This window comes from Pseudomonas sp. BAV 4579 (assembly GCF_009765395.1).
Classification (GTDB): domain Bacteria; phylum Pseudomonadota; class Gammaproteobacteria; order Pseudomonadales; family Pseudomonadaceae; genus Chryseomonas; species Chryseomonas aestiva.
In genome coordinates this window covers 1-11,577 of the sequence record NZ_WHOV01000182.1, presented here as the reverse complement: position 1 = coordinate 11,577, position 11,577 = coordinate 1, and the positions used below count along the sequence as shown (strand labels likewise).

Below are 11,577 nucleotides of genomic sequence, written 5' to 3'. Positions count from 1 at the left end.
GGAGCGGGCCGGCAACGCAGAAAAAGGTGGGGGTTCGATCACGGCGTTTTATACTGTGCTCTCGGAAGGCGACGACCAGCAGGATCCCATCGCCGACTCGGCGCGTGGCGTGCTGGATGGTCACTTCGTGCTGTCGCGGCGGCTGGCCGAGGAAGGGCACTATCCGGCGATCGACATCGAGGCGTCCATCAGCCGGGTCATGCCCCAGGTGGTCAGCCCGGAGCATTTGCGCAACGCCCAGCGCGTCAAGCAGCTCTGGTCGCTCTATCAGCAGGCCAAGGACCTGCTCAGCGTCGGTGCCTACGTGCCCGGCGGGAATGCCGAAACCGATCTGGCGATCGCCCGCTATGCGCCCATGCAGCAGTTCCTGCGCCAGGGCCTGCGCGAAAGCGAATCGCTGGAGCAGAGTTCCGCCAATCTCCAAGCCGTATTGGGAGGCTGATAGATCATGAAAGGCAGAGCCGAGCGTCTGGGTCCGGTGGTGGAGATGAGCGAACGCGACGAGCGTGACGCCGCCCAGCGCCTGGGACAATGCCAGCAGCAACTGGCCCAGGCCGAGTTCAAGCTGGGCGAATTGCAGCGCTATCGCGAGGACTACCAGCAGCGCCTGGTGGTCAATGGCAGCCGTGGCGTCACCGGGCAGTGGCTGATCGGCTATCAGCGCTTTCTCAGCCAGCTGGAGGAAGCGATCGGCCAGCAGGAGCGCAACGCCCAGTGGCACCGCGATGTGGTGGCCAAGGCGCGTACCCAGTGGCAGGAGCGCTATGCCCGCCTCGAAGGCCTGCGCAAGCTGGTCGAGCGCTATCGCCAGGAGCAGCGCCAGGTCGAGGACAAGCGCGAACAGAAACAGATGGACGAATACGCCCAGCGGGCGCGCTCGACCTATATCTAGGCCGGGCACCGCCTTCGTTCCTTTTCTTGTCAGTGAGAATGCCGATGTTTTCCTCCCATCTCGATCCGGAAACGCTCGCCGCCCTGCGCGACTGCATGGAGGAGGAGTACGTCGATCTCATCGAAACCTTTTTGCTCGACTGCGAAGAACGCATCGCCGAACTCAAGCGCAGCGTGATCGGTGGCGATGCCGAACAGGTCCGCCAGCTGGCGCACAGCTTCAAGGGTAGCGCCGGCAACATGGGCGCCGCGCCCCTGGCCCAGCTGTGTCGGGACGTGGAGGAGGGCGCGCGGCGCCGGGCGACCACCGCTGAGCTGGCCATGGGTGTTTCCGCCATGGAGCGCGAATTCGCCATTGTTCGCATCCTGTTCAAGGTCGAGCGGCAACGTTACGCGGGCTGACCTCGTCAAAGCGCTGGCGTTTCCAGCTGGCGCGCAACTTGCTAGATACCCGGAAACCCGTCGTTCGGAGCTCTCCATGGCCGTCGTGCCCGATTTCCTTTTGAATACCGCCACCTCTCCAGCCGGCACCGGCCGGACGGCGGCCAAGACCCCTTCCCAGGATCGCCCGGCCGCCCAGGAGCGCTTCGCCGATGTCTTCGCCCAGGAGCAGCCGCGTGAGCCGGTCCGCAGCGAAAAGCCGCGCGACACCAGCGACAGCAAGGCCCCGACCCAGGCGCGCAGGAACGAAGCCGGGCGCGCCCGGAATGACGATGAACGGATGAAGCGCTCCGGCGATGACGACCGCACGGCGGACGTCACGCCCCAGGCCGACAGCACCGCCAAGAGCGACGCGCCGTCGGCAACCCCTGCCGACGACAGCGGCAAGACCTTGCCGGTGGCCCAGGGCGAAGACGCCAAGGCTCCCGTTGATGCGCTGCTGGATCCGCTGTTCATGTTCGGCATGACCGGCCAGTTTCCGCAACCCGTGGCCACGCCTGCACCTGCGCCTCAGCTGCCGACCGGGACGGCGGCAGAAGCGGCTGCCACAGCCACCACCCAGGCCCTGGATCCGGCGGCGCTGCTGGGCGCTGCCGTGGCTACCGCAGCCCAGACGACCGCCAACGGGACGGGGACGGGCGCGACGGCGACCCTGGCCAAGGCCGGCGACCAGCAGGCCGCGGACGACGGTCTGGCGCAACTGCTGGGCCAGGTACCCCAGGCACAGGGTGACGCCGCCAAGGCCACCACCAACGCCAACAACCTGGCGGCCACCCAGCTGCAAGGCTTGCTGCCGGCAGATGGCGCCCCCGCTCCGGCGGCGGATCAGGCGGCCAGCGCGGCCCTGGCCGCGACCCTGGACAAGGGTGATGGGCAGGACGCAGCGGTACCGAGCAAGGCCGATGCCTTCGCCGACAAGCTCACCGCCCTGTCCCAAGCCCTCAGCACGCCCGCTGCGACAGCTCGCCCGGTCACGGCCACGGTGCCTGGCCAGCCGCTCAGCCCACAGGCAGGCAACTTCAGCGAGGCGGTGGTCGACAAGGTCATGTGGATGTCCAGCCAGAATCTCAAGACCGCCGACATCCAGATGGAGCCGGCGCAACTGGGCAAGCTGGAGGTGCGCATCGACATGACTCAGGACCAGACCCAGGTCACCTTCGCCAGTCCCCACGCCGACGTGCGGGAGGCGCTGGACAACGGCAGTCAGCGTCTGCGCGAACTCTTCGCCCAGCAGGGCATGAACCTCGCCAACGTCAACGTCTCCGATCAGTCGTCCGGTCAGGCCTGGCAGCAGTCGCAGCAGGGTGGCCAGAGCGATAATTCGCGGCGCGGTAGCCGTGGCGCGGGCGGAGGCGAAGACGAAGCGGTGGCGAATGTCGCCGAAACCCGTGGCGCGGCGACGCTCGCGGCGCGCAGTCTGGTCGACTACTACGCGTGACGGGCCGCCGGCTGCCAGGTGACAGCCTCGGCCGCACCTGCTATATCCCCCTTGTATCAATAGGTTAGCTGCGTCACCCAACAGGGGTGACGCGCAGCACAGGATTCGGTCGAGCACTTATGGCGAAGAAGCAGGCCCCTGCGGCAGAGGGTGCAGCCGCGGAAGGCAAGGGCAAGGGCAAGCTCAAACTTATCATCATCATCGTCGTGGCCCTGCTGCTGGTCATTGGCGCCTCGGTGGGCGCGACCTGGTTCCTGCTCGGCAAGAAGAGCGCCGAGCCCGAGCACGCCGCGCCGGCCGCTCCGGCGGCACCCGTGCACCTGGCGGCGGTCTACCAGGCGCTGGTGCCGGCCTTCGTGGTCAATTACAACGCCGACGGACGCCAGCGCTACATGCAGGTCACGGTGACCCTGATGGGGCGCGACCAGGCGCAGATGGATGCGCTCAAGGCGCAATTGCCACAGGTCCGCAACCAGCTGGTGATGCTGTTTTCCGGGCAGGACTTCAATAGCCTCCTTACCCCGGTGGGCAAGGAGATGCTGCGCCAGCAGGCCACCAGCAAGGTTCAGGAGCTGGCGAAGAAACTGACCGGCCAGACTGCCATCGAACAGGTATTGTTCACCAATCTCGTCCTGCAATAGGTAACGCCATGGCCGTGCAAGATCTGCTCTCTCAGGATGAAATCGATGCCCTGCTGCACGGGGTCGACGATGGCATCGTCGAGACCGAGACCGATGCCGAGCCGGGCACCATCAAGGGCTATGACCTCACCAGCCAGGATCGCATCGTCCGCGGACGCATGCCGACCCTGGAGATGATCAACGAACGCTTCGCCCGCTACACCCGGGTCAGCATGTTCAACCTGTTGCGGCGTTCGGCTGACGTTTCCGTGGGCGGGGTACAGGTCACCAAGTTCGGTGAATACATCCATTCGCTGTACGTCCCCACCAGCCTCAACATGGTCAAGATGAAACCACTGCGCGGTACCGCGCTGTTCATCCTCGATGCCCGGCTGGTGTTCAAGTTGGTGGATAACTTCTTTGGCGGTGACGGTCGCCACGCCAAGATCGAAGGCCGGGAATTCACCCCCACCGAACTGCGCGTGGTGCGCATGGTGCTCGACCAGTGCTTCGTCGACCTCAAGGAAGCCTGGGGCGCCATGCTCGACTGCCAGTTCGAGTACATGAACTCCGAGGTCAACCCGGCGCTGGCCAACATCGTCAGCCCCAGCGAAGTGGTGGTGGTGAGCACCTTCAACATCGAGCTGGATGGCGGTGGCGGCGAACTGCACGTGACCATGCCCTATTCGATGATCGAGCCGATTCGCGAAATGCTCGACGCCGGTTTCCAGTCGGACGTGGACGACCAGGACGAACGCTGGGTCAAGGCCCTGCGCGAGGACCTGCTCGATGTGCGCGTGCCGCTGGAGGCGACGGTTGTCCGGCGCCAACTCAAACTCCGCGATATCCTCAACATGCAGCCCGGCGACGTGATTCCGGTGGAAATGCCGGAGGAGATGCTGATGCGAGCCAACGGCATGCCCACCTTTAAGGTCAAGATGGGCGCACGCAAGGGCAACCTGGCCCTGCAGATTCTCGAACCGGTCAGCCGCGGTCGCTGAGCGACAACCGTTTTTTCCGTCCGGGCCGAGGCCCGGCGTAGCACGAGACCCAGACGATGGCAGATAACCCCGAAGAACAAGCCCTGGCGGACGAATGGGCCGCGGCCCTGGCCGAAGCCGGTGACGCCAGTCAGGACGACATCGACGCCCTGATGGCCCAGGGTACCCAGGTCGAAGCCCCCAAGCCGCCCAAGGCGCCGGTGGAAGAATTTGGTCAGAGCAGTGGGGGTTTGGCAGTGACTGGCATGGAAGGGCCCAACCTGGATGTGATCCTGGACATCCCGGTGACCATCTCCATGGAGGTCGGCCACACCGACATCTCCATTCGCAACCTGCTGCAACTCAACCAGGGCTCGGTCATCGAGCTCGACCGTCTGGCTGGCGAGCCGCTGGACGTGCTGGTGAATGGTACGCTGATCGCCCATGGTGAGGTGGTGGTGGTGAACGAGAAGTTCGGGATCCGCCTGACCGACGTCATCAGCCCCACGGAACGTATCAAGAAGCTGCGGTGATCCATGAAGAGTCTGCTCCTGCCGCTGGGTCTCCTGCCCCTGACCGCGCGTGCCGCCGAAGCCACCTCGCCGGGGCTGGATGTGGGGGCGCAGGTCGGCCAGCTGCTGCTCGGCCTGCTGCTGGTGATCGCGCTGATCCTCGGTCTGGCCTGGCTGGTGCGTCGGGTGCAGCAGCAGGGGCCGCGCGGCCAGCAGGTGATCAAGGTGATCTCCACCCAGCACCTGGGGCCGCGCGAGCGGCTGGTGCTGGTGCAGGTCGGCCAGGAGCAGCTGCTGATTGGCGTCGCTGGCGGACGGATCACGCCGCTGCACAGTCTGCGCGAGCCGGTGCGACTCGGCGAGACCGAGGCGCCGGCACCGGAATTCGCTCAGCGCCTGCTGGAACTCATCAGCCGCGATCCCAAGGCGAAACCATGATTCCTTCGCATCTACCGGCCGGTCTGGGGCGCACCCTGGGCTGGCTGCTGGGCCTGGCCGTGCTGCTGTTCGCGCCCCTGGCGCTGGCGCAGCAGGCCGGGCAGGCCAATCCGCTGTCGATTCCGGCCATTACCCTGAGTACCAACGGCCAGGGGCAGCAGGAGTACTCGGTCAGCCTGCAGATCCTGCTGATCATGACGGCGCTGAGCTTCATTCCCGCGTTCGTCATGTTGATGACCAGCTTCACCCGCATCGTCATCGTCTTCGCCATTCTGCGCCAGGCGCTGGGTCTGCAGACCACGCCGTCCAACCAGGTACTGGTGGGCATGGCGCTGTTTCTCTCGCTGTTCATCATGGCGCCGGTGTTCGACCGCATCAACACCACCGCCGTGCAGCCCTACCTGAACGAACAACTCAGTGCCCAGGACGCCATCGCCCGCGCCCAGGTGCCGATGAAGGACTTCATGCTGGGGCAGACCCGGCAATCGGACCTGGACCTGTTCATGCGGCTGTCCAAGCGCACCGATATTCCCAGTGCCGATCAGGCGCCCTTGTCGATCCTGGTGCCGGCCTTCGTCACCTCCGAACTCAAGACCGCCTTCCAGATCGGCTTCATGATCTTCATTCCCTTCCTGGTCATCGACCTGGTGATCGCCAGCGTGCTGATGGCCATGGGCATGATGATGCTGTCACCCATGATCATCTCGCTGCCGTTCAAGCTGATGCTGTTCGTGCTGGTGGATGGCTGGGCGCTGATCATGGGTACCCTGGCCAGCAGCTTCGGTACCGTCTAGCGGTGCCCCCTTTGCGTGGAGAAGCGAAATGACCCCTGAAGTCGCCGTCGATCTGTTTCGCCAGGGCCTCTGGCTCACCGCCTTGCTGGTGGCGGTGCTGGTGGTGCCGAGTCTGATCGTCGGCCTGATCGTGGCGGTGTTCCAGGCGGCGACCCAGATCAACGAACAGACCCTGAGCTTTCTGCCGCGCCTGATCGTCACCCTGTTGACGCTGATCGTGCTGGGTCCCTGGATGGTCAGACAGCTGATGGAGTTCATCCAGACCTCGGTCGCCAACATCCCGCGGTTGATCGGCTAGCCCATGCTCGCCCTCAGCGACGCCCAGATCGGCGGCTGGGTCGGCAGCTTCCTGTTTCCGCTGTTTCGCATCGCCGCGCTGCTGATGACCATGCCCATCATCGGCACTACCCTTGTCCCGGTGCGGGTGCGGATGTATCTGGCCCTGGCCTTGAGTCTGGTGCTGGTACCGACCCTGCCGCCGATGCCGCAGGTGGATGCCATCAGCCCCCAGGCGCTGCCGCTGATCGTCGAGCAGATCCTCATCGGCGCGGTGATGGGCTTCAGCCTGCAGCTGTTCTTCCACGTCTTCGTGGTGGCGGGCCAGATCATCTCGACCCAGGCGGGCCTGAGCTTCGCGTCCATGATCGACCCGGTCAACGGCGCCTCGGCGCCGGTGATGGGCCAGTTCTTCACCATGCTGGTGACGCTGCTGTTCCTGGCCATGAACGGCCACCTGGTGGTGTTCGAGATCCTCGCCGAAAGCTTCGTCACCCTGCCGGTGGGGGACACCCTGAGCGTCGAGCACTTCTGGCAGGTCGCCGGGCGACTGGGCTGGGTATTGGGCGCCGGTATCCTGCTGGTGCTGCCGGCCATCACTGCGCTGCTGGTGGTCAACATCGCCTTCGGCATCATGACCCGCGCGGCGCCGCAGCTGAACATCTTTTCCGTCGGCATGCCGCTGATCGTGGTGCTGGGCATGGTCATCGTCTGGCTCGGCACCGCCGACATCCTCTCCCACTATGAAAGTCTCGCCAGCGAGGCGCTGCAATGGCTGCGCGAACTCGCCCGAGCCCGCTAGGAGATACGCCACATGGCTGAATCCGATGGCGAAGACCGCACAGAAGACCCCACAGAGAAACGCAAGCGTGATTCCCGGGAGGAGGGGCAGCTCCCGCGATCACGCGAACTCGGTACGGTGGCAGTCATGCTCTCGGGAGTCGGCGGCCTGCTGATGTATGGCGCCTTCCTCGGCGGCAAGCTGCTGGAGGTGATGCGCAGCAACTTCTCCCTGCGTCGGGAAGAGGTCATGGACGAGCGCTTCATGGGCACCTTCCTGCTGGCCTCGGGCAAGGCAGCGATGATCGGCATGCTGCCGATGATCGCCCTGGTGGTGATCGCCGCCATCATTGGTCATATCGCCCTGGGTGGCTTCCTGTTTTCCGGCAAGGTGCTGGCGCCCAAGCCGAGCCGGATGAATCCGCTGTCCGGCATCACACGCATGTTCTCCAAGAACTCTCTGGTGGAGCTGCTCAAGGCGCTGGGCAAGTTCTTCATCATCCTGGGCGTGTCGGTGATGGTGCTGATGAGCGAACGCACGGCGCTGCTGCAGATCGCCAAGCTGCCGACCGAGCAGGCGCTGCTGCACAGCATGCAGGTGGTAGGGCATGCCACCCTGCTGCTGGCCCTGGGGCTGCTGATCATCGCTGCGGTGGACGTACCCTTCCAGATCCTCAGCAATCGCAAGAAGCTGATGATGACCAAGCAGGAGATCAAGGACGAGTACAAGGACAGCGAGGGCAAGCCCGAGGTCAAGGGCAAGATTCGCCAGATGCAGCGGCAGATGGCGCAGCGGCGGATGATGGCCGAGGTGCCCAACGCCGATGTGGTCATCACCAACCCGACCCACTTCGCCGTGGCGCTCAAGTACGATGCAGCCAAGGGTGGGGCGCCGGTGCTGGTGGCCAAGGGCAGCGATTTCACCGCGCTGAAGATCCGCGAGATTGCCCAGGAGCATCAGGTCTCGCTGCTGGAGTCGCCGGGGCTGGCGCGGGCGGTGTATTTCTCCACCGAAGTGGACCAGGAGATTCCGGCCGGTCTCTACGTCGCCGTGGCCCAGGTCCTGGCCTATGTCTATCAGCTCAGGCAATTCCGCGCCGGTCGCGGGCGCAAGCCCAAGCTGTCCGATCTGCCCATCCCGCCGGATCTGCGGCGGGATGAGGAGGGGAAGGCGCCTACTTGATGACGCCGCAGGCGACGCGCGCGCCGCCACCGCCCAGCGGCTTGGGCTGGTCGGCGTAGTTGTCGCCACCGGCATGCACCATCAGCGCATGGCCCTTGAGCTCTTCGAGGCGCTTCAGGCGCGGTGCCAGCACCGGCTGGGTGGCCTGGCCGTCGGCGGTCACATAGAGCGCCGGTAATTCGCCGAGGTGGCCGTCGTCCGACCAGGGCGCGCTGTGCTTGCCGGTGTTGCGCGGATCCAGATGGCCGCCCGCGGCGCCACCCGCGGTCAGGGTGCCATTCACCTCGGCCGCGCCGCAGTTGGGCTTGGTATGGACATGGAAGCCGTGGATGCCGGGCTCCAGGCCCTTGAGATCGGGCGTGAAGACCAGGCCATACTTGGAACGGGTCACCTGTACGCTGCCGACGCTTTCGCCCACACCGTCGGTCGTGACCTTGTTCAGCGGGATCGTCAGGGACTCGGCCGCCTGGGCGGTTCCGGCCAGGCAGGTGGCCAACAGCGTCGCGGTCCAGATTCTCATGATGATGTTCCTCGGATAGGCGCGCTAGCGCGGGTCCCTAGACAGACTCATGGCTGCCGTCCGCGGTTCAGCCGACGATTCCGGCGATCCGTAACCAGTCCTGTATCGCCCCCGGGAAAACCTCGCTGATTCAAGGTCTTGAGCAGTTGGCCCGGAGCTTGCTCAAGCCCCTGCGAACAGTGCGCTGCGTCAACTTTCCGTGACGAAGGCACCGGCAAGCGAGGAATGGGTGTGAAAGTCGACAAATCCATGATGATGGGCAACATGCGCGGTCTGGCTCGCGGCAACCTGGGCGTGCCGCTGGCCGTCCTGGCGATGCTCGCCATGATGACGCTGCCGATGCCGCCGTTCCTGCTGGACGTGCTGTTCACCTTCAACATCGCCCTGTCGATCGTGGTCCTGCTGGTCAGCGTCTACGCCCTGCGGCCGCTGGACTTCGCGGTCTTCCCGACCATCCTGCTGGTGTCGACCCTGCTGCGCCTGGCGCTGAACGTGGCCTCGAGCCGCGTCGTGCTGCTGCACGGCCAGGATGGCCACGATGCCGCGGGCAAGGTCATCCAGGCCTTCGGCGAGGTGGTGGTCGGCGGCAACTACGTGGTCGGTGCGGTGGTGTTCGCCATCCTCATGATCATCAACTTCGTGGTGGTGACCAAGGGTGCCGGCCGTATCTCCGAGGTGTCGGCGCGTTTCACCCTGGACGCCATGCCCGGCAAGCAGATGGCCATCGACGCCGACCTCAATGCCGGCATCATCGACCAGGTCGAAGCCAAGAAGCGTCGGACCGAAGTGGGCCAGGAAGCCGACTTCTACGGTTCGATGGACGGTGCCAGCAAATTCGTCCGCGGTGACGCCGTCGCCGGTCTGCTGATCCTCTTCATCAACCTCATCGGCGGCATGGCCATCGGCATGGCCCAGCACGGTCTGCCGTTCGGCGAAGCGGCGCGCATCTACGCCCTGCTGACCATCGGTGACGGCCTGGTCGCCCAGGTCCCCTCGCTGCTGCTGTCGGTCGCCGCGGCCATCATGGTGACCCGGGTGTCTTCGGCCGAGGACATGGGCCAGCAGGTCAATCGTCAGATGTTCGCCTCGCCCAAGGCGCTGGCGGTCTCGGCCTTCATCATTATCGCCATGGGCCTGGTCCCGGGCATGCCGCACCTGCCGTTCCTCGGCCTGGGCGGTGGCGCTGCCGCCGGTGCCTGGCTGATCTACAAGCGCCAGCGCCAGGCCAAGCAGACCGCCGAGGTGGAAGCCAAGAACCAGCAGGACCTGGCCCCCGTACAGCGTCCGGCTGAGGCCAAGGAGCTGGGCTGGGATGACGTCACCCCGGTGGACATGGTCGGTCTGGAGGTCGGCTACCGGCTGATCCCCATGGTCGATCGCAACCAGGGTGGCCAGCTGCTGGCGCGGATCAAGGGCGTGCGCAAGAAGCTCTCCCAGGACCTCGGCTTCCTCATGCCGTCGGTGCACATCCGCGACAACCTCGACCTGCTGCCCAACGCCTATCGTCTGACTTTGATGGGCGTCAGTGTGGCCGAGGCCGAGATCTATCCGGATCGCGAACTGGCCATCAACCCCGGTCAGGTCTACGGCTCCCTCAACGGCGTCGCCGCCAAGGATCCGGCATTCGGTCTGGAGGCCGTCTGGATCGACGTCACCCAGCGCGACCAGGCCCAATCCCTCGGCTACACCGTGGTCGATGCCAGCACCGTGGTCGCTACCCACCTCAACCAGGTGCTCTTCAAGCACGCCCACGAGCTGATCGGTCACGAGGAAGTCCAGCAATTGCTGCAGGTGCTGGCCAAGAGTTCGCCCAAGCTGGCCGAGGAGCTGGTGCCCGGCATCGTCTCCCTCTCGACCCTGCTCAAGATCCTCCAGCAGCTGCTGCAGGAGCAGGTGCCGGTCCGCGACATCCGTACCATCGCCGAGGCCATCGCCAACGTCGGGCCGCGGAGTCAAGATCCCGCCGCCATTGCCGGTGCCGTGCGGGTCGCCCTGTCCCGCGCGATCGTCCAGAACATCGTGGGAATGGAGCCTGAGCTGCCTGTTATCACCCTTGAGCCAAGGTTGGAACAGATGTTGCTAAGTAGTATGCAGAAGGCCGGTCAAGGCGCCGAGGACGGCATGTTCCTCGAGCCTGGCATGGCTGAAAAACTGCAGCGTTCCCTTATCGAGGCGGCGCAGCGTCAGGAAATGATGGGTAAGCCAGTGGTGCTGCTGGTGGCCGGTGCGATCCGCGGGATGATGTCCCGCTTCGCCCGGATGGCGGCACCGAACATGAGTGTTCTGGCCTACCAGGAAATTCCGGACAACAAGCAGGTCACCATCGTCGCTACCGTTGGCCAGAATGGCTGAGGTCTAGATCATGCAAGTCAAACGTTTCTTCGCTGCCGATATGCGTCAAGCCATGAAGCTGGTACGCGACGAGCTGGGCCCGGATGCCGCCATCCTCAGCAACCGCCGGGTCGCCGGCGGGGTCGAGCTGACCGCGGCGCTGGACTATCAGGCTCCGGCACCGGCTGCGCCCAACGCGGAGCTGCAGGCGGAGTTGCGCAAGACCCACGCGAAGATCGCCCAGGCCCATGCCGACCTCAGTATCCGTGCCCCGGGCGTGCCCTCGGCCGCGCCGAAGGACAAGCAGCTGCTGGGCGCTATCAGCGCCGCCGACAGCCGCCGCGAGCCGGTGATCGCCCCGCCGCGTGCCCCT

13 protein-coding genes and 2 pseudogenes are annotated in these 11,577 nt (G+C 65.3%); 14 read left to right on the top strand and 1 reads right to left on the bottom strand.

The window, feature by feature from the left end; genetic code table 11:
- The 12 genes and pseudogenes from fliI to flhB all read left to right on the top strand — a co-directional run.
- A pseudogene (gene fliI / locus GSQ95_RS24295) lies at window positions 1-442 on the top strand (flagellum-specific ATP synthase FliI); the annotation flags it as partial.
- Between the two features lie 6 nt (window positions 443-448).
- On the top strand, window positions 449-892 hold the full coding sequence (gene fliJ / locus GSQ95_RS24290) for a flagellar export protein FliJ (protein ID WP_133862397.1): 444 nt from the start codon (window positions 449-451) through the stop codon (window positions 890-892).
- Between the two features lie 44 nt (window positions 893-936).
- Window positions 937-1,293 carry an Hpt domain-containing protein gene (locus tag GSQ95_RS24285; protein ID WP_158889348.1) on the top strand — a complete coding sequence of 119 codons (357 nt, stop codon included), beginning with the start codon at window positions 937-939 and terminating at the stop codon, window positions 1,291-1,293.
- Between the two features lie 76 nt (window positions 1,294-1,369).
- Complete coding sequence (locus GSQ95_RS24280; protein ID WP_158889350.1) at window positions 1,370-2,770, top strand: flagellar hook-length control protein FliK; 1,401 nt, start codon at window positions 1,370-1,372, stop codon at window positions 2,768-2,770.
- 119 nt (window positions 2,771-2,889) lie between these two features.
- On the top strand, window positions 2,890-3,411 hold the full coding sequence (gene fliL / locus GSQ95_RS24275) for a flagellar basal body-associated protein FliL (RefSeq protein ID WP_027597975.1): 522 nt from the start codon (window positions 2,890-2,892) through the stop codon (window positions 3,409-3,411).
- Window positions 3,412-3,419: 8 nt separating this feature from the next.
- Window positions 3,420-4,391: a flagellar motor switch protein FliM gene (fliM, locus tag GSQ95_RS24270; protein WP_017642077.1), complete on the top strand. Its 972-nt coding sequence runs from the start codon at window positions 3,420-3,422 to the stop codon at window positions 4,389-4,391.
- A gap of 56 nt (window positions 4,392-4,447) precedes the next feature.
- Window positions 4,448-4,903: a flagellar motor switch protein FliN gene (gene fliN, locus GSQ95_RS24265; RefSeq protein WP_133862393.1), complete on the top strand. Its 456-nt coding sequence runs from the start codon at window positions 4,448-4,450 to the stop codon at window positions 4,901-4,903.
- A 3-nt stretch (window positions 4,904-4,906) separates the two neighbouring features.
- Window positions 4,907-5,320 carry a flagellar biosynthetic protein FliO gene (fliO, locus tag GSQ95_RS24260; protein WP_133862392.1) on the top strand — a complete coding sequence of 138 codons (414 nt, stop codon included), beginning with the start codon at window positions 4,907-4,909 and terminating at the stop codon, window positions 5,318-5,320.
- Complete coding sequence (fliP, locus tag GSQ95_RS24255) at window positions 5,317-6,114, top strand: flagellar type III secretion system pore protein FliP (protein ID WP_158889352.1); 798 nt, start codon at window positions 5,317-5,319, stop codon at window positions 6,112-6,114. The genes fliO and fliP overlap by 4 nt, the downstream gene beginning before the upstream one ends.
- A 28-nt stretch (window positions 6,115-6,142) precedes the next feature.
- Window positions 6,143-6,412, top strand: a complete 270-nt coding sequence (gene fliQ / locus GSQ95_RS24250) for a flagellar biosynthesis protein FliQ (RefSeq protein ID WP_027597972.1) — start codon at window positions 6,143-6,145, stop codon at window positions 6,410-6,412.
- 3 nt (window positions 6,413-6,415) lie between these two features.
- Window positions 6,416-7,192 carry a flagellar biosynthetic protein FliR gene (gene fliR, locus GSQ95_RS24245; RefSeq protein WP_158889354.1) on the top strand — a complete coding sequence of 259 codons (777 nt, stop codon included), beginning with the start codon at window positions 6,416-6,418 and terminating at the stop codon, window positions 7,190-7,192.
- A gap of 12 nt (window positions 7,193-7,204) precedes the next feature.
- Window positions 7,205-8,353 carry a flagellar biosynthesis protein FlhB gene (gene flhB / locus GSQ95_RS24240; RefSeq protein WP_158889356.1) on the top strand — a complete coding sequence of 383 codons (1,149 nt, stop codon included), beginning with the start codon at window positions 7,205-7,207 and terminating at the stop codon, window positions 8,351-8,353.
- On the opposite strand, the gene sodC is transcribed toward flhB, so the two are convergent.
- Window positions 8,346-8,873: a superoxide dismutase family protein gene (gene sodC / locus GSQ95_RS24235; RefSeq protein WP_158889358.1), complete on the bottom strand. Its 528-nt coding sequence runs from the start codon at window positions 8,871-8,873 to the stop codon at window positions 8,346-8,348. The genes flhB and sodC overlap by 8 nt on opposite strands.
- A 249-nt stretch (window positions 8,874-9,122) precedes the next feature.
- Between sodC and flhA the strand changes: the two genes are divergently transcribed.
- Complete coding sequence (gene flhA / locus GSQ95_RS24230) at window positions 9,123-11,225, top strand: flagellar biosynthesis protein FlhA (RefSeq protein ID WP_256664707.1); 2,103 nt, start codon at window positions 9,123-9,125, stop codon at window positions 11,223-11,225.
- Window positions 11,226-11,235: 10 nt separating this feature from the next.
- Window positions 11,236-11,577: pseudogene (gene flhF / locus GSQ95_RS24225) on the top strand (flagellar biosynthesis protein FlhF); the annotation flags it as partial.

Coding starts and splice junctions, on each gene's coding strand:
- GSQ95_RS24280 (WP_158889350.1), top strand. CDS start 1,370: ATGGCCGTCGTGCCCGATTTCCTTTTGAATACCGCCACCTCTCCAGCC.
- fliJ (WP_133862397.1), top strand. CDS start 449: ATGAAAGGCAGAGCCGAGCGTCTGGGTCCGGTGGTGGAGATGAGCGAA.
- fliL (WP_027597975.1), top strand. CDS start 2,890: ATGGCGAAGAAGCAGGCCCCTGCGGCAGAGGGTGCAGCCGCGGAAGGC.
- fliO (WP_133862392.1), top strand. CDS start 4,907: ATGAAGAGTCTGCTCCTGCCGCTGGGTCTCCTGCCCCTGACCGCGCGT.
- fliQ (WP_027597972.1), top strand. CDS start 6,143: ATGACCCCTGAAGTCGCCGTCGATCTGTTTCGCCAGGGCCTCTGGCTC.
- fliN (WP_133862393.1), top strand. CDS start 4,448: ATGGCAGATAACCCCGAAGAACAAGCCCTGGCGGACGAATGGGCCGCG.
- fliP (WP_158889352.1), top strand. CDS start 5,317: ATGATTCCTTCGCATCTACCGGCCGGTCTGGGGCGCACCCTGGGCTGG.
- fliM (WP_017642077.1), top strand. CDS start 3,420: ATGGCCGTGCAAGATCTGCTCTCTCAGGATGAAATCGATGCCCTGCTG.
- sodC (WP_158889358.1), bottom strand. CDS start 8,873: ATGAGAATCTGGACCGCGACGCTGTTGGCCACCTGCCTGGCCGGAACC.
- flhB (WP_158889356.1), top strand. CDS start 7,205: ATGGCTGAATCCGATGGCGAAGACCGCACAGAAGACCCCACAGAGAAA.
- GSQ95_RS24285 (WP_158889348.1), top strand. CDS start 937: ATGTTTTCCTCCCATCTCGATCCGGAAACGCTCGCCGCCCTGCGCGAC.
- fliR (WP_158889354.1), top strand. CDS start 6,416: ATGCTCGCCCTCAGCGACGCCCAGATCGGCGGCTGGGTCGGCAGCTTC.
- flhA (WP_256664707.1), top strand. CDS start 9,123: ATGATGATGGGCAACATGCGCGGTCTGGCTCGCGGCAACCTGGGCGTG.